The sequence below is a fragment of the Pedococcus bigeumensis genome (assembly GCF_039531795.1).
Taxonomy (GTDB): domain Bacteria; phylum Actinomycetota; class Actinomycetes; order Actinomycetales; family Dermatophilaceae; genus Pedococcus; species Pedococcus bigeumensis.
Genome location: NZ_BAAAQS010000001.1, coordinates 1,048,994 through 1,068,299 on the forward strand (window position 1 = coordinate 1,048,994; position 19,306 = coordinate 1,068,299).

At 72.6% G+C, this 19,306-nt stretch carries 18 protein-coding genes; 8 read left to right on the forward strand and 10 right to left on the reverse strand.

The genetic code is table 11. The features are described from left to right. Positions 1 to 3: 3 nt before the first annotated feature. The 3 genes from lipA to lipB form a co-directional block, all read right to left on the reverse strand. Positions 4 to 1,041: a lipoyl synthase gene (gene lipA / locus ABD262_RS05040; RefSeq protein ID WP_344132095.1), complete on the reverse strand. Its 1,038-nt coding sequence runs from the start codon at positions 1,039 to 1,041 to the stop codon at positions 4 to 6. Between the two features lie 126 nt (positions 1,042 to 1,167). Next, complete coding sequence (locus ABD262_RS05045; RefSeq protein WP_344132098.1) at positions 1,168 to 1,848, reverse strand: DUF6198 family protein; 681 nt, start codon at positions 1,846 to 1,848, stop codon at positions 1,168 to 1,170. Continuing rightward, a complete protein-coding gene (gene lipB / locus ABD262_RS05050) occupies positions 1,841 to 2,479 on the reverse strand; it encodes a lipoyl(octanoyl) transferase LipB (RefSeq protein WP_344132100.1) in 639 nt (212 codons plus the stop codon). Before lipB ends, ABD262_RS05045 begins: the two co-directional genes overlap by 8 nt. 89 nt (positions 2,480 to 2,568) lie before the next feature. On the opposite strand from lipB, the gene ABD262_RS05055 reads away from it, so the two are divergent. Further along, positions 2,569 to 4,701, forward strand: a complete 2,133-nt coding sequence (locus ABD262_RS05055; protein ID WP_344132102.1) for an MMPL family transporter — start codon at positions 2,569 to 2,571, stop codon at positions 4,699 to 4,701. Between the two features lie 27 nt (positions 4,702 to 4,728). Here the strand turns inward: ABD262_RS05055 and ABD262_RS05060 are convergent, their stop codons facing one another. After that, positions 4,729 to 5,463: a Type 1 glutamine amidotransferase-like domain-containing protein gene (locus ABD262_RS05060; RefSeq protein WP_344132104.1), complete on the reverse strand. Its 735-nt coding sequence runs from the start codon at positions 5,461 to 5,463 to the stop codon at positions 4,729 to 4,731. 70 nt (positions 5,464 to 5,533) lie between these two features. Here ABD262_RS05060 and ABD262_RS05065 point away from each other — a divergent pair, with 70 nt between their 5' ends. Further along, positions 5,534 to 7,036, forward strand: coding sequence for a serine/threonine-protein kinase (locus tag ABD262_RS05065; RefSeq protein WP_344132106.1), 1,503 nt, complete (start codon positions 5,534 to 5,536; stop codon positions 7,034 to 7,036). Here the strand turns inward: ABD262_RS05065 and ABD262_RS05070 are convergent. The 3 genes from ABD262_RS05070 to lpdA form a co-directional block, all read right to left on the reverse strand. Continuing rightward, positions 7,033 to 7,959, reverse strand: a complete 927-nt coding sequence (locus ABD262_RS05070) for a TIGR01777 family oxidoreductase (protein WP_344132109.1) — start codon at positions 7,957 to 7,959, stop codon at positions 7,033 to 7,035. The genes ABD262_RS05065 and ABD262_RS05070 overlap by 4 nt on opposite strands. 25 nt (positions 7,960 to 7,984) lie before the next feature. Beyond that, positions 7,985 to 9,967, reverse strand: a complete 1,983-nt coding sequence (gene sucB / locus ABD262_RS05075) for a 2-oxoglutarate dehydrogenase, E2 component, dihydrolipoamide succinyltransferase (protein ID WP_344132112.1) — start codon at positions 9,965 to 9,967, stop codon at positions 7,985 to 7,987. Positions 9,968 to 10,078: 111 nt separating this feature from the next. Further along, entirely contained in the window at positions 10,079 to 11,470 is a 1,392-nt protein-coding gene (lpdA, locus tag ABD262_RS05080) for a dihydrolipoyl dehydrogenase (protein ID WP_344132115.1), read from the reverse strand. A 226-nt stretch (positions 11,471 to 11,696) separates the two neighbouring features. Here lpdA and ABD262_RS05085 point away from each other — a divergent pair, with 226 nt between their 5' ends. Together ABD262_RS05085 and ABD262_RS05090 are read left to right on the forward strand one after the other, a co-directional pair. Next, positions 11,697 to 12,032 (forward strand): hypothetical protein, encoded by a 336-nt coding sequence (locus tag ABD262_RS05085; RefSeq protein WP_344132118.1) that lies wholly within the window; start codon positions 11,697 to 11,699, stop codon positions 12,030 to 12,032. Positions 12,033 to 12,154: 122 nt separating this feature from the next. Continuing rightward, a complete protein-coding gene (locus tag ABD262_RS05090; protein WP_344132121.1) occupies positions 12,155 to 12,361 on the forward strand; it encodes a DUF5302 domain-containing protein in 207 nt (68 codons plus the stop codon). Positions 12,362 to 12,519: 158 nt separating this feature from the next. Here ABD262_RS05090 and ABD262_RS05095 read toward each other — a convergent pair whose 3' ends face one another. Then, positions 12,520 to 14,022, reverse strand: coding sequence for a leucyl aminopeptidase (locus tag ABD262_RS05095; protein ID WP_344132124.1), 1,503 nt, complete (start codon positions 14,020 to 14,022; stop codon positions 12,520 to 12,522). A gap of 94 nt (positions 14,023 to 14,116) precedes the next feature. On the opposite strand from ABD262_RS05095, the gene gcvT reads away from it, so the two are divergent. The 3 genes from gcvT (at position 14,117) to ABD262_RS05110 (ending at position 16,714) form a co-directional block, all read left to right on the forward strand. Further along, positions 14,117 to 15,223, forward strand: a complete 1,107-nt coding sequence (gene gcvT / locus ABD262_RS05100; protein ID WP_344132127.1) for a glycine cleavage system aminomethyltransferase GcvT — start codon at positions 14,117 to 14,119, stop codon at positions 15,221 to 15,223. A gap of 89 nt (positions 15,224 to 15,312) precedes the next feature. Beyond that, positions 15,313 to 15,813, forward strand: coding sequence for an OsmC family protein (locus tag ABD262_RS05105; RefSeq protein WP_344132130.1), 501 nt, complete (start codon positions 15,313 to 15,315; stop codon positions 15,811 to 15,813). Between the two features lie 37 nt (positions 15,814 to 15,850). Then, positions 15,851 to 16,714 (forward strand): LLM class flavin-dependent oxidoreductase, encoded by an 864-nt coding sequence (locus ABD262_RS05110; protein WP_344132133.1) that lies wholly within the window; start codon positions 15,851 to 15,853, stop codon positions 16,712 to 16,714. Positions 16,715 to 16,751: 37 nt separating this feature from the next. Here ABD262_RS05110 and ABD262_RS05115 read toward each other — a convergent pair whose 3' ends face one another. Beyond that, positions 16,752 to 18,386 carry an ABC transporter ATP-binding protein gene (locus tag ABD262_RS05115; protein ID WP_344132136.1) on the reverse strand — a complete coding sequence of 545 codons (1,635 nt, stop codon included), beginning with the start codon at positions 18,384 to 18,386 and terminating at the stop codon, positions 16,752 to 16,754. A 23-nt stretch (positions 18,387 to 18,409) separates the two neighbouring features. Here ABD262_RS05115 and ABD262_RS05120 point away from each other — a divergent pair, with 23 nt between their 5' ends. Beyond that, the gene (locus tag ABD262_RS05120) at positions 18,410 to 18,625 is read left to right on the forward strand and encodes a hypothetical protein (protein WP_344132138.1); all 216 of its coding nucleotides are present in this window, start codon (positions 18,410 to 18,412) and stop codon (positions 18,623 to 18,625) included. A 19-nt stretch (positions 18,626 to 18,644) separates the two neighbouring features. On the opposite strand, the gene ABD262_RS05125 is transcribed toward ABD262_RS05120, so the two are convergent. After that, positions 18,645 to 19,220 carry a DUF3043 domain-containing protein gene (locus tag ABD262_RS05125; RefSeq protein WP_344132141.1) on the reverse strand — a complete coding sequence of 192 codons (576 nt, stop codon included), beginning with the start codon at positions 19,218 to 19,220 and terminating at the stop codon, positions 18,645 to 18,647. Between the last annotated feature and the right edge of the window lie 86 nt (positions 19,221 to 19,306).

Below are 19,306 nucleotides of genomic sequence, written 5' to 3' on the forward strand. Positions count from 1 at the left end.
GTGTCAGGCAGGGGCGCCCAACACGCCCGGCTGGCGGCCGGCGAGGAGCGACGACGCCTCCTGGCGGGCCGGGTCTCCGGCGGCCTCGGCGAGGTGCTGGAGGTGCTCGGGGATGTCGCGACCCCACTTGCGCATGGCCGTCGCCCACAGTCGGCCGGCGCGGTAGGAGGACCTGACCAGGGGACCGGCCATGACGCCCTTGAAGCCCATCTCCTGGGCGACGTCGCTCCAGTGCACGAACTCCTCGGGCTTGACCCACCGGTCGATCGGGTGGTGGAGCTTGGAGGGCCGCAGGTACTGGGTGATGGTGAGGATGTCGCAGCCGGCGTCGTGCAGGTCGCGGATCGCCTGCTCGACCTCGTGGTCCTCCTCGCCCATGCCCAGGATCAGGTTGGACTTGGTGACGAGCTCGGCCTCCCGCGCCATCGACAGGACCTTCAGCGACTTGTCGTAGGTGAAGGCCGGCCGGATCTGCTTGAAGATGCGGGGCACGGTCTCGAGGTTGTGGGCGAACACCTCGGGTCGGGCGTCGAAGACCTGGCCCACGAGCTCGGGCTTGGCCCCGAAGTCGGGCGGCAGGATCTCGACGCCGGTGTTGGGGTTCTTGGCGTGGATCTGGCGGATCGTCTCGGCGTAGAGCCAGGCGGCGCCGTCGGGCTGGTCGTCGCGCGCGACCCCGGTCACGGTGGAGTAGCGCAGTCCCATCTGGGCGACCGACTCGGCGACCCGGCGGGGCTCGTCGCGGTCCAGCGCCTCGGGGCGCCCGGTGGCGATGTCGCAGAAGTCGCAGCGGCGGGTGCAGACGTCACCGCCGATGAGGAAGGTCGCCTCGCGGTCCTCCCAGCACTCGAAGATGTTCGGGCAGCCGGCTTCCTGACAGACCGTGTGCAGACCTTCGGTCTTCACCATCGAGTGGAGCTTGGTGTACTCCGGGCCCATCTTCGCGGTCGTCCGGATCCACTCCGGCTTGCGCTCGATCGGCGTCTCGGCGTTGCGCGCCTCGACGCGCAGCAGTCGACGGCCCTCGGGTGCGATGGTCACGAAGACTCCCTTGCCTTCCGCTCGGTGCGCCACCAGCCGCCGGTATGCCGCGGGGCGCGGGTGCGCCCGGAGGTCACCGGGCGTCCATCAAGACTACGCCTGCCGGCGCGACGGTATTCCGCGCCCTCAGGCGCTGACCCTGCGGCTGTGGAAGAGCACCCGGGTGAGCAGGTCGACGGTGGGGCCCACGAAGAGCGACACGAGCAGGGTGCCCGGACCGACGGCGGCTCCGAGGGCCCAGCCGGCCAGCGCGCTCACCGCCTGCAGGACGGTGTAGCTCCACTTGAACGGCAGCGGCGGGTCGAACGAGATCGCAGCACCTTCGGCGGGGCCCGCCCCGGTGTGCGACGCGAGGTAGCCGGCCACGCCCAGCGCGAGGAGGACGAAGGCGACGGCGAGCTCCAGGAACCGGGGTCCGAGGGCGTCGGGAGTCGGCAGCAGCGGGGCGACCGCACTGACGCTCCCGCCGACGACGAGGGTCTGCACGACGGTGCCGATCCCGGGGCGCGTGCCCCTACCCCAGGCCAGCGCGATGAGCAGGATGCCGACGCCGCCGTTGACGACCACGAACGGCAGCCCGGAGGTCTTGGTGAGGCCCGAGATCAGCGTCGAGTAGCCGTCGGAGCCGAGGGCGGCGTCGAGGAGGACGGCGACCCCGACTCCGAGGACGACGCACGACAGCACGAGCTGGACGAGGCGACGCGAGAGCGGCGCGCGCGGGCCCTGGTCCGCGTGGTCGCCGGAGGAGGGGGTGGCGGAGGCGAGCCGGCGCTCGAGGGCCTCGGCGTCCGCGGGCTGGTCAGGCACCGGAGGCGAGGACGTCGCCCAGGTGCTTCTCGGCATACGGGAGCACGTCCTGGACGGTGACCACGCGGCCGGCCTCCCGGGTGATCGAGCTGACCCCGGCGTCGTCGATCCCGCACGCGATGATGTTGTCGGCCCAGGACAGGTCGGCGTCGCAGTTGAGTGCGAAGCCGTGCATGGTGACCTGGCGGCTGACCCGCACCCCGATGGCCCCGAGCTTGCGGTCCGGACCACGGTCGTCAGCGAGCACCCACACCCCGCTGCGCCCGTCGACCCGGGTCACCTCGACGTCGAACTCGCGACAGGTGCGGATCATCACCTCCTCGAGGCGGCGCACGTGGGCGACCACGTCGATCGGGACCCCGTGCAGGCGCACGATCGGGTAGCCGACGAGCTGTCCGGGACCGTGCCACGTGATGAGCCCGCCCCGGTCCACGTCGATGACGGGCGTGCCGTCGAAGGGGCGCTGGTGGCGCTCGGTGCGCTTGCCCGCGGTGTAGACCGCCGCGTGCTCGAGCAGCAGGACGGTGTCCTCGGCGCCGTCGACCACGGCGGCATGGACCTCGCGCTGGTGCGCCCACGCCGCTTCGTAGTCGACCAGGTCGGGAGCGAATCCCATGTGTTCGAACCGCATGTGGCCACAGTACGCCCGACCCAGCGGGCGACAGCGCAGAGCCTGTGCATAGTCTGTCTAACCACGCCGTCGAGCTGGGGAGTTCTGGGATGCGGTCACGTTGGGCAGTCCGATTGGTGGCGCTGGCCGCCCTCCTCGTGTGGCTCGCGGTGTCCGGGGTCGGGGGACCCCTGGTCGGTCGGCTCTCGGAGGTGCAGAAGAACGACAACGCGTCGTTCCTGCCGGCCAGAGCCGAGTCGACCGAGGTGATGAACGAGGTCGCGAAGTTCAGCGACACCGAGTCGCTGCCGTTCATCCTCGTCATGGAGGGCGAGGGCAAGGTCAGCACCGAACAGCAGGCCGCGGCGCAGAAGTTCGTCGCCGCCCTGCCCGGCCGGACCCTTGACCTGCCGGGCAAGCCGGCGTTGTCGAAGTACCTCACCGAGACACCCGAGGTGGCCATCCCCAGCCGGGACGGCGCGGCCCTGCTGCTCATCGTGCCGATGAACGCGGTGAGCTCGGCCGAGACGATCGGCGACACCTCCCCGCTGTCCGCTGCGGCCGACACGCTCCGTGCGGCCGCGAAGGCCGACCTCGCCCCGAGCGGGCTCACGACCTACGTCACCGGTCCGGGTGGGGTCACGGCCGACTTCGTGACCGCGTTCGCCGGGATCGACGGCATCCTGCTCGGCGTAGCCCTCGGGGTCGTCTTCCTCATCCTGCTGGTCGTCTACCGCAGCCCGATCCTGCCCTTCGCCGTGTTGCTGACCGCCGTGTTCGGGCTGGCCGCTGCCGCCCTCGCCGTGTTCCCGCTGGCGAAGAACGACGTGATCGGCCTGTCCGGGCAGAGCCAGGGCATCCTGTCGATCCTCGTGGTCGGTGCGGCGACCGACTACGCCCTGCTCCTGGTCTCGCGCTACAAGGAGGAGCTGCATGACGAGGAGAGCACCTGGGTGGCGATGAAGAATGCCTGGCGCGGTGCCGTGGAGCCGATCGTCGCCAGCGCGGCCACGGTCATCCTCGGGCTGCTGTGCCTCCTCCTGTCCGACCTCGGCAGCACCTCCGGGCTCGGCCCCGTCGGGGCGCTCGGCATCGCCGGCGCGCTGGTGTCGGCGCTGACCTTCCTGCCCGCCGTCCTGCTGCTCATCGGCCGGGCGGCGTTCTGGCCCGCCATCCCGCGGCTGGACCACGTCCACGCGCAGGACTCCATCGGCACCCGCGGGCTCTGGGGCCGGGTCGCGGCGCTGGTCGGCAGCCACCCTCGCCGAACGTGGATGGTCACCCTGGCCGGCCTGCTCGCGCTCGCCGCGTTCGTCCCCACCCTCAAGGCCGAGGGCATCAGCCAGTCCGACCTGTTCCTCGACAAGGTGGAGTCGGTCACGGGGCAGGAGGTGCTGGCCAAGCACTTCCCGGCCGGGTCGGGCAGCCCGATCCAGGTGCTCACACCCGAGGCCAAGGCCGACGCGGTCGTCGCCGCCCTCGGCCGCGAGGACGGCGTCAACGACCCGTATGCCGGTGCGGCGCCGGGTGCCCCGGCCAAGGTCGTCGACGGCCAGGTTCTCGTGCAGGCCACCCTGACCCAGGCGGCCGACAGCCCAGCGGCCACCGACGTGGTCAAGCGCCTGCGCGCCGACCTCGACACGGTCGGTGACGACGTGCTCGTGGGCGGGCAGACCGCGATGAGCCTCGATGTCCTCGATGCGAGCAACCGCGACCTGCGCACGATCATCCCGGCGATCCTCGTCGTCATCTTCGTGGTGCTCGCGCTCCTGCTGCGGTCACTGGTGGCCCCGCTGATCCTGGTCGCCGCCAACGTGGTCTCCTTCGCCGCGACGATGGGTGTCGCGGCGATCGTCTTCAACCACGTCTTCGACTTCCCGGGCTCCGACCCGTCGACGCCCCTCTACGGCTTCGTCTTCCTCGTCGCGTTGGGGATCGACTACTCGATCTTCCTGATGACCCGGGTGCGCGAGGAGGCGGCCGAGCAAGGCACGCGTCGGGGGGTGCTCGTCGGCCTCGCGGTCACCGGCGGCGTCATCACCAGCGCGGGCGTGGTGTTGGCCTCGACCTTCTCCGCGCTCGCGGTGCTGCCGATTCTCTTCCTCGTGCAGATCGCCTTCATCGTGGCCTTCGGCGTGCTGCTCGACACCTTGGTGGTGCGGTCGCTGCTCGTGCCGGCGCTCAGCCACGACATCGGGCGGCGGATCTGGGCGCCGAGTGCCCTGTCCCGTGGGCTGGACTGAGCCGACCTCCCCTGCGGGAGTCGCCGACTAGGGGGTCGGCAGCCGCCGCGGCTCGATCCGCTCCTCGACCGCCCGGTCGCCCTCGCGCGAGACGACGAACGCACCCTTGCCATCCTGCTCGCTGACCGCCTCCACGAGCTCGGTGCCGCGGTAGACGAGACCGACCCCGTCGTCGGTGCAGTGGGTCGTGGGCAGCGTGCCGTCGGCGACGAGCTGGTGGACCAGTGGCCGACGACGGGCCTCGGAGTCGTAGTGCACGCCGCTTCCGTACGGCAGGAAGCCCAGCCCGTTGGTCACGGCCCGTAGCTCGGGGCCGAACGAGTCGGTGGTGCCCCCGGCATACCAGCAGATCGACCCGGCCGAGACGCCGGCGAGCACGACGCCGGCCTCCCACACCCGACGGAACACGGCGTCGAGGTCGTGCACCCGCCAGACGGCAAGCAGGTTGGCCACCGACCCGCCGTTCACCCACACCACGTCCTGGTCGAGCAGGTGGCCCTCGACGTCGTCGAGGCTGGGCATGGGGAACAAGTGCAGGTTGGTCAGGTCGAACCCGGCCAGCCGGGCCGCGTCGTGCATCCAGTCGCCGAAGTAGCGCTGGTCTCCCGAGGCGGTGCCGAGGTGGGTGACCCGAGGCGCCCGGCCGCTCACGCCGGACAGCTCGACGGCGTGGTGGACGAGGGCGTCGAACTCGAGGCGCACCCGGGTGCCGAAGCGGTAGCCGCCGGAGGTGGCCAGGATCGTGGGCTGGTCTGCAGGCATGACCCCGACTCTAGGAGGGCCCTGTGGACAAGGCGCGGGGTGGTCCCGCGGGGCTGGGCAGACTGGCGCGGTGAGCCTGGACCCCGTCGCCCCGGACGCCACCGCGTCGACCGCTCCCCGGGTGCCCGGCTACACGCTGGGGGAGCGGGTCGGCCGCGGTGGCAGCGGCAGCGTGTGGGCGGCCACCCGGCTGTCCGACGGGCTGGGCGTCGCCGTCAAGGTGGTGCCGGTGGCGCAGCCGGCACAGGCGCACTCCGTGGCCCGCGAGCTCGCGGTCCTCGGACGCGTCGGCGTCGAGGGGCTGGTGGGGTTCCACGAGGCCGTCGGGCTGGACTCCGAGCCCCCGGCGGTCGCGCTCGTGCTCGACCGCCTCGACGGCGGCACCCTCGAGGCTGCCGTGCGGGCACGCGGCCACCTGAGCGTGGGGGAGTCGGTCACGGTGCTGGTCCCGGTGGCACGCGCCCTGGCCGGCCTCCATGCCCTCGGGGTGGTGCACGGCGACGTGACCCCTGCCAACGTGGTCCTCGCGCTCTCCGGGCGGCCCTTCCTCACCGACCTCGGGGTGGCGCGACTGACCGGGGAGCACGCCGGACGCGATCGCGGATACCTCTGGGGCACAGCCGGTTTCGTCGCCCCCGAGGTGCTCACCGACGGTTTCCTCACCACCGCCGCCGACGTGTATGCCGTCGGCGCACTGGCGTGGTGGTGCGTCACCGGCCGTGCCCCCGAGCCCGGGGCGGTGCGCGCTCCCCTGGCCGAGGTGGCGCCCGGCCTGCCCGCGGCGTGGTCCGAGGTGACCACCCGGGCCTTGCTCGGCGACCCGGCCCTGCGGCCGACCGCCGCCGAGCTGGCCCTCGCCTACTACGACTCGGCCCCGTGCGAGCCGTTGCGACTCGTCGTCGGGAGCGACGAGACCTCCCTGCTGACCCAGCGGCTGAGGCGCCCGCCGGTGCCGCTCGCCGAGCCCGTGGTGCGTGGGCGACGAGACGCTGCCCGGCGGTTCCTGCGTGAGCGAGTGGCTGCCGTCGCGACGCTCGCTGCCCTCGTGGTCGCGCTGGGGGTCGGCGGCCTCGTGGCCGCGGACGTCCTGGACCCGCCCGGATGGGTCGGTCGTCAGGGTCCCGGGTCGGGTGCCACCCAGGCGGTGACCCCGGTTCCCACGGATCCCGTGGCCGATCCCACCGCGCCGGGTCGTGACCCGCTCGGCCTGATGGTGGCGCTGGCCGCCCTGCGGGCCGAGGCGATGAACAAGCGCTCACGCGCCGTCGTCGGCGAGCTGGACGCGCCGGGGTCCGGGGCGCTGGCGCAGGACGCCGCCCTCCTCGCCGACCTCACGGCCTCCGGCACGTCCTGGCAGGGCGTGCGCTTCGAGGTGACGGACGCCACGACGGTCCTGCACCGCGAGGGCGAGGTGACGGTCGATGCGGTCGTGGGCACGGCGGCATACCGGGTCGTGTCGGCCACGGGGGAGGTGCGCACCCGGGCGGCGGTCCCGGGGCTGGCGATGCGGTTCGTGCTGGTCTGGTCCGGCGGCCGTTGGCGGGTCGACCGGGTGTCCGAGCCCGAGGGCTAGTCGTGCTCGTGCTTCGACGCCTCCGAGAGCACCCACCGCAGGGCCGACTCGACGCTCTGGTCCTGGTGCACGAAGCCCGACTCGAGCAGCCGGCTCGGGAGGGCCCGCTTGCTGGTGAGCACCTCGTCGGAGAACCCGCCCAGCACGAGCTTGATCCCGAACGCGGGGGCGGGCAGGAGTGCCGGGCGGTGGATCTGCCGGCCCAGCTCGCGGGCGATGTCGACCTGGTGGTCGGGGTGTGGCCCGACGAGGTTGACCGGTCCCACGAGCTCGGGGTGGTCGACGAGGTGGACGAGTCCGGCGACGGTGTCACGCAACGAGATCCAGGGCCACCACTGGCGCCCGCTGCCGAGCGGGCCGTTGATCCCCAGCCTGGCCAGCGGGAGCATGCGCGCCATGGCGCCGCCGTCGGGGGCGAACACGAGGCCGGTGCGCGGGTGGGCCACGGACAGTCCGGCCTCGCGAGCCGGGTCGGCGGCAGCCTCCCAGGCCCGCACCACCTCGCTCAGGAACCCGGTCCCCGGAGCCGACTCCTCGGTGAGCACCTCGTCGCCGCGGTCGCCGTAGACGCCCACGGCGGCGCCGCTGACCAGCCGCACCGACTGGCCCTCGGTGGCGAGCGTCGCCAGGGCGGTGGCGACGGTCGTGGTGCCGTCCACGCGGGAGGCGAGGATCTCGTGCTGGTAGGACGGCGTCCAGCGCTTGTCGCCGACCCCCGCCCCGGCCAGGTGCACCATCGCGGTCACGCCGGCGAGGTCGGCCGGGTCGAGCCGGCGGGCGGCCGGGTCCCACTGCACCTCGTCCGGGGCGGTGGGCGCGCGGCGGACCAGTCGGACGACCTCGTCGCCGCGATCGAGCAGGAACGCCGACAGCGCGCCGCCGATCAGTCCGGAGGCACCGGTGATGGCGACGCGCTGTGGCACGGGCTGCTCCTGGTCGACCGGGTCCTCAGAGACCGAGGTCGGAGTCGAAGTTGCCGTCCTCGAGCCGGCTCTTCATGGTGGTGAGGAAGCGGGCCGCATCGGCTCCGTCGACGACCCGGTGGTCGTACGACAGGGCCAGGTAGACCATCGAGCGGACCGCGATCGTCTCGCCCCCCTCACCGTCGGGGACCACGACGGGGCGCTTGACGACTGCGCCGGTGCCGAGGATGGCGACGTTGGGCTGGTTGATGATCGGGGTGTCGAACAACGCGCCGCGGCTGCCGGTGTTGGTCAGCGTGAAGGTGCCACCGACGAGCTCGTCGGGCCCGATCTTGTTGGTGCGGGTGCGCTCGGCGAGGTCGGCGATCTTGCGGGCGAGCCCGGCGATGTTGAGGTCGCCGGCGTCCTTGATCACCGGGACGAGGAGACCGCGCTCGGTGTCGACCGCCACTCCGAGGTTCTCGGTGCCGTGGTAGGTCACCTCGGTGCCCTCGACGCTCGAGTTGACCGAGGGGTGGGCCTTGAGGGCCTCGACGGCCGCCAGCGCGAAGAACGGGAGGAAGCTGAGCTTGGTGCCCTCACGCTGCTCGAACTCGGACTTGGCCTTGGCCCGCAGGCGGGCGATCTTGGTGACGTCGACCTCGACCACCGTCGTGAGCTGGGCCGACACGTGCAGCGACTCGACCATCCGCTTGGCGATGGTCTGGCGCAGCCGCGACATCTTCTCGGTGGTCCCACGCTTGGGCGAGACGGCAGCGGTGCTGCCGGCCGAGGCGGCCGGAGCAGCGGGGGCGGCCGGGGTGGCGGCGGGTGCGGCAGCCGGTGCCGGGGCGGCGGCGGCCTCCTGTGCTGCCTTGGCGGCGTCGAGGACGTCCTGCTTGCGGATCCGTCCACCCACCCCGGTGCCCTTGAGCGACCCGAGGTCGACCTTGTTGTCGGCTGCGAGCTTGCGCACGAGCGGCGTGACGTAGGCCGAGGCGTCGGTCTCGTCCGAGGACGAGGAGGCGGCTGCAGCGGGAGCCGCAGAAGCAGGGGCCGCCTGTGGTGCGGGAGCGGCCGCCTGGCGTGCCGGAGCCTCCTGCGCGGGAGCCTGCTCGGCCGAGGGCTGCTCGGCGGGAGCCTGCTCGGCCGAGGGCTGCTCGGCGGGAGCTTCCTGAACGGGGGCCTCCTGAGCGGGGGCCTCCTGAGCGGGGGCCTCCTGAGCGGGGGCCTCCTGAGCGGGGGCCTCCTGAGCGGGGGCCGAGCCGCCCCCGGAGCCACCGATGACGGCCAGGTCGCCACCGACGGGGACGGTGTCGTCCTCCTGGACGAGGATCTTGGTCAGCGTGCCTGCGACCGGCGACGGGATCTCGGTGTCGACCTTGTCGGTCGAGACCTCGAGGAGCGGCTCGTCCACCTCGACGTGGTCGCCCTCGGCCTTGAGCCAGCGGGTGACGGTGCCCTCGGTGACGGACTCGCCCAGGGCCGGCATCTTCACCGTCTCGCCACCGGGGGCGCCGGAGTCGGAGCCGGAGTCGGAGCCCGAGTCGGAGCTCGAGTCGGAGCTCGAGTCGGAGCCGGCCGGTGCGGACTGTCCCTGGTCGCCGGAGGCCTGGGCCTGCTCGGGCTCGGACGTCGCGGGCTGCGGTTCCTGGTCGGTCGAGGGCGCCTCCGCGGGCGGAGCCTCCTGGGGCTGGTCCTGCTGGGCGTCGCCGCCGTCCTGCTGCGGCTGCGGCTGGTCCGCGCCGCCGTCCTGCTGCGCGGGCTGCTCGCCCCCTCCGGAGCCCTCGGCGCCGTCGCCGATGACCGCGAGGTCGGCGCCCACCGGGACGGTGTCGTCCTCCTGCGCGAGGATCTCCTGCAGCACACCGGCCACGGGGGAGGGGATCTCGGTGTCGACCTTGTCGGTCGAGACCTCGAGGAGCGGTTCGTCAACCGCCACGGTGTCGCCGACGTTCTTCAGCCAGCGCGTCACGGTGCCTTCGGTGACGGACTCACCCAGGGCTGGCATGGTCACGCGTTCAGACATGTGCCTGTCTCTCCTTGTACTCGTGTTCGCTGGCGGTGCTGCGGCAGTGCGGATGGTGCGGCTGGTGCGGTGGTGCGTCAGTGCGGATGGTGCGGCTGTGCGGTGGGTCGGTCAGTTGTGCGCGTGGAGCGGCTTGCCGGCCAGGGCCAGGTGGGCCTCGCCGAGGGACTCGTTCTGGGTCGGGTGGGCGTGGATCAGGCTCGCCACGTCGGAGGGCAGCGCCTCCCAGTTGTAGATGAGCTGGGCCTCCCCGATCTGCTCGCCCATCCGGGCGCCGATCATGTGGACCCCGACGACCGGGCCGTCCTTCTCGCGGACCAGCTTGACGAAGCCCTGGGTCTGCAGGATCTGGGACTTGCCGTTGCCACCGAGGTTGTACTCGTAGGTCTCGATCTCGCCGTACTTCTCAGCAGCCTGCGTCTCGGTCAGACCCACCGAGGCGATCTCGGGGTCGCAGTAGGTGACACGCGGGATGCCGGTCTCGTCGATCACGGCCGGGGCGAGGCCCGCGATCTCCTCGGCCACGAAGATGCCCTGCGCGAACCCACGGTGCGCGAGCTGGAGGCCGGGCACGATGTCGCCCACGGCATACACGCCCTCGACGCCGGTGCGCAGCCGCTCGTCGGTGGTGACGAAGCCACGGTCGAGGTCGACGCCGACCTCGGCGTAGCCGAGCCCGTCGGTGACCGGACCGCGGCCGACGGCCACGAGCAGGAGGTCGGCCTCGATGGTGCTGCCGTCCTCGAGGGACACCGTCACGGTGTCGCCCGACTGGGTCGCGCCGGCGAACTTCACCCCGGTCCGGAACGCGATCTTGCGCTTGCGGAAGGAACGCTCGAGGGTCTTGGAGATGGCTTCGTCCTCGGCTGCGACCAGTCGCGGCAGGGCCTCGACGATGGTCACCTCCGAGCCGAACGAGCGGAACACCGAGGCGAACTCGACGCCGATGACGCCACCGCCGAGGACCACGACCCGCGGCGGGACGAAGTCGAGGGCCAGGGCCTGCTCGGACGTCATCACCCGACCGCCGATCTCGAGGCCGGGGAGCGACTTGGGGTAGGAGCCGGTCGCCAGGACGACGTTGCGCCCGCGGAGCATCCGGCCGCCGACCTCGACGGTGGAACGGTCGACCAGGCGACCCGTGCCCTCGACCAGCTCGACCTTGTGGGCCTTGGCCAGGCCCTGGAGTCCCTTGTAGAGACGGGCGACCACACCGTCCTTGTAGGCGTTGACGCCTGACATGTCGACCGACTCGAACGTCGACTTGATGCCGAACTGCGATCCCTCGCGCGCGGTGTCGGCCACCTCGGCAGCGTGCAGGAGCGCCTTGGTCGGGATGCACCCGACGTGCAGGCAGGTGCCGCCGAGCTTGCCCTTCTCCACGAGCGCCACGGTGAGCCCGAGCTCGGCCGCCCGGAACGCACATGCGTAGCCGCCACTTCCTCCTCCGAGGATCACCACGTCGTAGGTGGTCTCTTCGGTGGTCTCGGCGTCAGCCGACATGCTCGCTCCCTTGCGTCGTGTGCATCGGACATGCGCGTCACCCAGGGGTCGCGGTCAGGTCGTGGCCGGTCCGGGATCGACACAGAGCATCTTGTCACTGTTTGCACAGCGGGGCGCAAGCAGGTCGACCGTTGGTCCGCAGCGACCAGCCGGCGCAGTGGTTGCCGCCACCCCGGTGGCCCCGATGGTGCCGGGATCGTTCCCGGCGTCCCCGTATCGTTGGACCATGGCGTGGTGGAAGCGGGGCGGCAAGCGCTCCATCAAGGGTCCCTCCGACGGGCCGAACATGGCCGTCGACCAGCAGGCGGTCCGCAGGCACCTCACGGAGTTCGCGAGGAGCCGCCGCGGGGTCGAGGCCTACGTCGAGCCGCCCACCAACGTCACCGCCACCACGGTCATCCTGATCGCCCACGACGGGGAGTGGACCCGTCGCGCGGCAGGCACGCGCGACTCCGCGTTCGCGCTCGCGCGCAGCCTCGAGGTGCCCGTCTACGACGTGCTCCAGACCGGCTACCCCAACCGGATGCGCGAGTGGAACTCGCGCCAGCGCAAGAAGCAGTGACGGTATGCCGCGTGCCGAGCCAACGGGTCAAAGCGGTGGTGCGCGGCGGCACGGGGTGCGAGGGTGGACCCACAGACCTGCGGGCCGAACGGCTCGTTCCACAGCAAGGAGCAGGAGGCACCATGGCCAAGTCCGGTGACGGCAAGAAGCCAGGGGGACAGGGCCCCAGCGAGGACGTCAAGCGCAAGTTCCGCGAGGCCCTCGAGAAGAAGCAGTCGCACGCGGGTCGCGACGTCTCGGACGACTCCGAGCACGGCAAGGTCGACCACGCGCAGGCAGCAGCCACGACCGCCACGCAGCAGATGTTCCGTCGCAAGAGTGGTGGCTGACCCTCCTGCTGCATGACAGGTGCGTGCGTCAGGTGCAGGCACGCAGACGAGTGCCTGACTGACGAGTGCCTGACTGAAGAGTGCACGACAGACATGACCGAGGGGCCCGTCCGGATCGGACGGGCCCCTCGGTCATTGTGCGGGCCGGGCGGGAGGCGTCAGCCCGCGTAGTCCTCGACGAGGGCCAGCAGGGTCCCCACGCCGTAGCCGGTCGCACCCTTCGGGGTGTAGCCCCAGGCCGAGCCGTCGTTGAACGACGGACCGGCGATGTCGACGTGGGCCCACGGGGTGCCCTCCGTGACGAACTCCTTGAGGAACAGGCCGGCGGTCAGCATCCCGCCCCAGCGCTCGCCCTTGTGGGCCAGGTCGGCGACGCCCGACTCGAGCTGGCCGCGCAGGTCGGTCGGCAGCGGCATCGGCCACGCGGCCTCGCCGGCGACGTCGGCCGCCGCCCGCACGCGGTCGCGGAAGGCGTCCTCGTTGGCCATGATGCCCGCGACGCGGGCGCCCAGGGCGACCATCTGCGCGCCCGTGAGGGTGGCGATGTCGACGATCGCGTCGGGCTTGGCCTCACCCGCGAGGCAGATGCCGTCACCGAGCACCATGCGTCCTTCGGCATCGGTGTCGAGGATCTCGACGGTCGTGCCGTTGCGCATCGTCACGACGTCGCTCGGGCGCTGGGCCGTGCCGCTCGGCATGTTCTCGGCGAGGCAGAGGTACCCGGTCACCTTGACGGGCAGTCCGAGCTCGGCCGCGGCGAAGACGGTGGCGGCCACGGCGGCGGCGCCGGCCATGTCGGACTTCATCGTGAGCATGCCGGTGGCCGGCTTGATGTTGAGGCCACCCGAGTCGAAGGTGATGCCCTTGCCGACCAGCGCGACCGAACCGTTGGCCTTCGGCGGGTTCCACGTGAGCGTGACCATGCGGGGCGGGTTCACCGACCCCTGGCCGACGCCGACGATGCCGCCGAAGCCGCCCTTCTCGAGGGCCTTCTCGTCGAGCACCTTGATGGTGACCTTGGTGCCCGCGGCGGCGTTGCGCGCCTTGACCGAGTCGGCGAACGACTGCGGGAAGAGCTGGTTCGGGGGAGTGTTGACCAGGTCTCGGGCGTAGGCCTTCGCGTCGGCCAGCACGGCGGCGCGGGTGGCGGCGGCCTTGACCGGCTTCAGCCGCGCGTCGGCGGTGACCACCGTGATGGTGGTGACGAGCTTGACGGCCTTGGCGCTGGGACCGCGCACACCGGCATACCGGTAGGCGCCCAGGGCGGCGCCCTCCGCCACGGCGGCCACGGACTCGACGCCGGTGGTGGGGAGCGCGACCGCGACGCGGGCGGCGTTCTTGAGCGACCGGGTGGCGGCACCGGCAGCGCGGCGCAGCACCTCGTGGTCGAAGGAGGTGGTGCGCGCCGTGCCCTTGCCGAGGCCCGTGAGGACCACCCGTGCCGCGGCCACGCCGGGCACCGCGGCGATGGTCAGGACCTCCTCGGCGGAGCCGGTCGCCTGCAGCGCGGCGAGCTGGGCGGCGACGTGGGTCGCGGCGGCACGGGGCAGGCCGTGGCCCGCGGCCAGTCCGGCCTTGCCGTCGGTCTCGACCGTCGCGAGGACGAGGGCGTCCGTCTTGAGGTCGTGGGCGGGGCGGTCGGACACGTTGACGGTGGTCACGTAGTCATCCTTCGGGGTCGGGGCGGTGGCACCTGCACAGCGCAGGATAGCCGTGCTGGTGGAGGTGGCGGCCCGGGGCGGTAGCGTTCGGCGCATGAGCGACGCAGCCCTCAAGACCTCGCCCCTGCACGACCGGCACGTGGCCCTCGGCGCCAAGATGGCCGACTTCGGCGGGTGGGAGATGCCGATCGAGTACCCCGGCGGCGGCGTCGTGCGTGAGCACACCGCGGTGCGCACCTCTGTCGGCATCTTCGACGTCTCGCACCTCGGCAAGGCCCGGGTCTCCGGGCCGGGGGCCCGTGACTTCGTGAACTCGTGCCTGGCCAACGACCTGGGACGCATCCACGAGGGCAAGGCGCAGTACACCCTGTGCTGTAACGAGTCCGGTGGCGTGGTCGACGACCTGATCGCCTACCTGCGCAGCGACGAGGACGTCTTCCTCATCCCCAACGCCGCCAACACGGCCCGGGTCGTCGAGCTGCTCGCGGCCGCCGCACCCGAGGGCCTGACGGTGGAGAACCTGCACGAGGGCTACGGCGTCATCGCCGTCCAGGGCACCAAGAGCGACGAGGTCCTCGAGGCGCTGGGCCTGCCGACGGGCCACGAGTACATGTCCTTCGTCGAGACCGACTGGAACGGCCACCCGGTCATCGTCTGCCGCACCGGCTACACCGGTGAGCGCGGCTACGAGCTGGTGCCGGCCTGGGAGGTGTCGGCCCAGCTGTGGGACGCCCTGCTCGAGGCCGCAGCGCCGTTCGGCGGGCTGCCCTGCGGTCTCGGCGCGCGCGACACCCTGCGCACCGAGATGGGCTATGCGCTGCACGGCAACGAGCTCTCCGTCGACATCACGCCGGTGCAGGCGCGGGTCGGCTGGGCCGTGGGCTGGAAGAAGGAGTCGTTCTGGGGCAAGGACGCGCTGGTCGCCGAGAAGGCCGCCGGCCCCGCACGGGTCGCCTGGGGCCTGCTGGCCACTGGTCGCGGCATCCCGCGCGCCCACTGCGCCGTGAAGATCGGCGACGAGGTCGTCGGCGAGGTCACCTCAGGCACGTTCAGCCCGACCCTCAAGAACGGCATCGCGCTGGCCCTGCTGGCGCCGTCGGTCGCCGCCGGCGACGAGGTCGTCATCGACGTGCGTGGCCGCGACGTCCCCGCGACGGTCGTCAAGCCGCCCTTCGTCGAGGTCGACGTCCGCGAGGCCTGAGCGTCCGGCGGGGTCCGAGACGCGCTCTCGACCCCGCGAGCGAAGGACAGCGCAACGCCAGGACCGGGGCGAGCAGAGGAGGAGCGGGTATGCCGGGTGCCGACTTCCGCGGCCACGCCTACCTCGCGCGGGTGGAGTGGAGCGGTTCGACGGGCGCGGGTTACCGCGCCTACCCGCGGGCGCACACCGCGTGGACGCCCCCGGCGACCGAGGGTTTCGACCTGAGCGCGGACCCGCACTTCCGCGGCGACGCCGACCTGCCCAACCCCGAGCAGCTGCTCGTGCTGGCGGCCTCGTCGTGCCAGCTGCTGTCGTTCCTCGCCGTGGCTGCCCGTGGCGGCGTCGACGTCGTGTCCTACGAGGACGACGCGACGGGGGAGATGCCGGACGACCTGGCGCCGCAACGGATCTCGCGCATCGTGCTGAGGCCGCGCGTCCGGGTGGCGTCGCACGCGGGTAGCCCCAGCTCGGCGGTCGACCTCGCCGCCGTCGAACGGATGCTGCACGAGGCCCACGAACAGTGCTACATCGCGAACTCGCTCACCACCGAGGTCGTGCTGGAGCCGAGCGTCGAGGTCGCACCCGGCTGACCTGCGGGCTGTCGGTGCCTGCCCTTACCTTCGAGCCATGAGGTACGGCTTCGTGGTCCCGTTCGCTGATCCGCGCGAGTTCGCGGAGGTGGCAGTCCTGGGGGAGCAGCACGGCTGGGACGCCATCTTCACCTGGGAGAGCCTCTACGGCGAGCACGCCTGGGTCACGCTGGCTGCCGCGGCGGTGCAGACCTCCCGCATCCGGCTCGGCACGTTGCTGACCCCGGCGTCCCGACACCGTCCGTGGGACCTCGCCTCCATGGTGGGCTCGGTCGACCGGCTCAGCGGCGGACGGGTGGTCATGTCGGTCGGGCTCGGTGCGCTGCACTCGGGCTGGACGCGGTTCGAGCCCGACGAGGGCCGCGCCGCGCGAGCCCGCAAGCTCGACGAGTCCCTCACGGTCTACCGCGGGCTGCTCTCGGGCGAGCCGTTCACGTTCGACGGCACCTACTACCCGGTGGGGCCCGAGCGTGACGACGCGCCACCGACACCCGCGCCCCCGCCCCAGCGCCCACACCCACCGGTGTGGGTGGTCGGCGCCTACCTGCCGGGGCAGCAGCGGCAGCGCTCGCTGGAGCGCGCCGCCCGGTGGCAGGGCGTGCTGCCGACGGTCGCGGTGCCCGATGCCAAGCCCGGCAGCCCACACCTGACCCTCGACTCGGTCGCCGAGGCGCTGGACGTCCTCCGTGGCCTGCGCGAAGGGGCCGGCCTGCCGTGGGAGGGCTACGACGTCGTCATCGAGGGCGACAGCACCGGCGAGTTCGTGAAGTCGGCGGGCACCCCGGCGCAGTGGGAGGACCTCGGGGCCACCTGGTGGGTCGAGAGCTGGTGGAGCGTGGAGCCGGGCGCCGAGGGGCTGGCCGAGATCCGGCGCCGGGTCGAGGCGGGCCCGCCCGGGTAGCGGTGGGGGCGCCGGGCCGGGCCGATCGTGTGGTGGGTCAGCCAGGGGCGTGTGCCTCGACCGCGGCCAGGACGTCGGGCACGCGGAGCAGGGGCAGCGGGTGCATCACCTTGGCGACCTGGGGGGCGAACGCGGGGGAGTCGGACAGGACCTGCGCCGACGGCCCGTCCGCGACGACCTCCCCTTCGGCGAGGACCACGACCCGGGTGGCGACCTCGGCTGCCAGCTCGACGTCGTGGGTGGCGACCACCACCGCGCAGCCCTGCGCAGCCCGCTCGGCCAGGATCGCGGTGAGCCGGTCCTTGGCGGCGTAGTCGAGTCCACGGGTGGGCTCGTCGAGCAGGAGCAGAGCGGGCTTGCGGGCCAGGACCAGGCTCAGCGCGACGCACATGCGCTGCCCCTCGGACAGCTCGGCTGCCGTGCCGTCGAGCCGGACGTCGAGGGCGTTGAGGGCGTCGAGGTCGGGGGCCAGTCGGGCGAGCAGCGCTGCGGTGGTCCCGGCGACCAGGCCGGAGGTGGTGTCGTGGGCGCGCAGCTGGGCCGAGACCGGCCCGTCCGACAGCAGCAGGCCCGGGTCCTGGGCGGCCAACGCTGTGGTCCCGGTGACGGACAGGCGCCCCGAGGTCGGCGCGAGGGTCGAGTCGAGGGCGCCGAGGAGGGTCGACTTGCCGGAGCCGTTGCGGCCCATCAGGGCCACGACCTCGCCCGCACCCACGCGCAGGTCCACGCTGCGCAGGGCGATGACCGTGTCACGCACCAGGCTCAGCCGGCGCGCGTCGGCCACGGCAGGCGCCGTGGGGGAGCCGGATCCCCCCGCCGCGGCCCCCCGCGGATCGAGCGTCGCTCCCGTCAACGCCGGCGCCAGCGACGTGCGGAGGGCGCGAGCCGACCGTCGGGCTTCGCGGACCGACAGCGCGGGGCGGTCCCAGCCCAGCCGGAGCCCCAGCTCGACCACCGGCGGGTGCAGCGCGGAGACCGCCATGGCGGCACGGGGGTCGAGCGGCCCACGGGCCTGTCCGGCCTCCACGAGCAGCACCGCGTCCGCGTGGTGCACGACGCGTTCGAGCCGGTGCTCCGCCACGACCACGGTGGTGCCCACGTCGTGCACCAGGCGGTGCAGGATCGCCAGCACCTCCTCTGCCGCGACGGGGTCCAGCGCCGAGGTGGGCTCGTCGAGCACCAGGACCCGCGGTCCTCCGACGACGGCCACCCCGATGGCCACCCGCTGCTGCTGGCCGCCCGAGAGCTCGGTGACCGGTCGCGACCGCAGGTCGGCGATCCCCAGCAGGTCGAGGGTCTCCTCCACCTGGCGCTGGCCGGCATGGGGGTCGTCGGCGCGGGCAGGCATCCCGCCGGCGATGACGGACTCGACGGTGCCGGCGCCCAGGGCGTTCGCCGGGTCCTGCCGCACGAGGCCGACCAGTGGCCGAGTGCCGACGGGGTCGGCAGTGTGCAGGTCAGCGCCGTCGACCAGCACCCGCCCCGTCAGGTGTGGGGAGGACCGGTCGCCGTCCCGGGTCAGCCCGGCGTCGAGGCATCTGAGGAGCGAGGTCTTGCCCGACCCGGTCGGGCCGACGACGAGGAGCAGCTCACCCTCGGGCACGCCGAAGGTGACGTCGCGCAGGGCCGGCTGCCCGGCATACTCCAGGCTCACGCCCTCGAACTCGATCACGGTGCGAACCCTAGAGTGGGGGGATGAGCGATGCCTGGACGTGGACCTACCTCGACGCCGACGGAGCGCAGCTGAGTGGCGACGGGCTGGTGACGACGGCGTTCCCGTCGCAGTCCGACGCCGAGAACTGGTTCGGTGAGTCGTGGCACGAGCTGACCGACCTCGGGGTGGACGCCGTCAACCTGTTCCACGAGGGGCGCCTGGTCTACGGACCGATGAGCCTGCGGGCGGCCGAGTAGGCGGACGGCCGGGAGGTCGTCAGGCGGGGAACTCGCCGCGCTTGACCAGCGGGCGCGGCATCCGCGACCGGCGGAGCTGGAACCCGCGCATCGCCGCGTACATCGCGAGCCCACGACCGACCTTGTCCGCGCCGAACTTGGCGATGAGCTTGGCCTTGAGCCGTCGCCACATGAAGAAGCCGTCGACCGCGGCAGCCAGCAGGAGGCCGTAGACGCCGATCGAGACCGCCGCGAACACGGCCGGGATGCGGACGAACGACAGCGCCAGGACGACGAGCATCACGGGCAGCATGAACTCGCCGAAGTTCCAGCGGGCGTCCACGTAGTCGCGGATGTAGCGGCGGACCGGACCCTTGTCACGCGCGGGGAGGTGGGCGTCGTCGCCGGTGACCATGGCGGCACGCTGCTTCAGCTGTGCCTCCCGCCGCTTGTCACGGTCGACGCCGCGAGCTGCCTTGCGATCGGCCACGACCAGGGGGCGCCGGTTCGCGGCTTCCTGGTCCTTGCGCTTGGGCGTGGGCCGGTTCTTGGCGCCCTCTCGGGGCGCGAGCGTCTCGGCCTGCTGCTCGTTCAGGGTCTTGTTGCGTCCAAACACAGGCTCACTGTATGCCGTCGGACCGGCTTCCCCCGCATCCACTGCAGCCGGGGACAGCGCTCGCGGTCCCACGCCCGGAGGGCGAC

Bases quoted from the DNA above. Each gene is read 5' to 3' on its own strand.
- gcvT (WP_344132127.1), top strand. From the start codon at position 14,117: ATGAGCGACGCAGCCCTCAAGACCTCGCCCCTGCACGACCGGCACGTG.
- ABD262_RS05090 (WP_344132121.1), top strand. From the start codon at position 12,155: ATGGCCAAGTCCGGTGACGGCAAGAAGCCAGGGGGACAGGGCCCCAGC.
- lipB (WP_344132100.1), bottom strand. From the start codon at position 2,479: ATGCGGTTCGAACACATGGGATTCGCTCCCGACCTGGTCGACTACGAA.
- ABD262_RS05120 (WP_344132138.1), top strand. From the start codon at position 18,410: ATGAGCGATGCCTGGACGTGGACCTACCTCGACGCCGACGGAGCGCAG.
- ABD262_RS05055 (WP_344132102.1), top strand. From the start codon at position 2,569: ATGCGGTCACGTTGGGCAGTCCGATTGGTGGCGCTGGCCGCCCTCCTC.
- ABD262_RS05110 (WP_344132133.1), top strand. From the start codon at position 15,851: ATGAGGTACGGCTTCGTGGTCCCGTTCGCTGATCCGCGCGAGTTCGCG.
- ABD262_RS05105 (WP_344132130.1), top strand. From the start codon at position 15,313: ATGCCGGGTGCCGACTTCCGCGGCCACGCCTACCTCGCGCGGGTGGAG.
- sucB (WP_344132112.1), bottom strand. From the start codon at position 9,967: ATGTCTGAACGCGTGACCATGCCAGCCCTGGGTGAGTCCGTCACCGAA.
- ABD262_RS05060 (WP_344132104.1), bottom strand. From the start codon at position 5,463: ATGCCTGCAGACCAGCCCACGATCCTGGCCACCTCCGGCGGCTACCGC.
- lpdA (WP_344132115.1), bottom strand. From the start codon at position 11,470: ATGTCGGCTGACGCCGAGACCACCGAAGAGACCACCTACGACGTGGTG.
- ABD262_RS05085 (WP_344132118.1), top strand. From the start codon at position 11,697: ATGGCGTGGTGGAAGCGGGGCGGCAAGCGCTCCATCAAGGGTCCCTCC.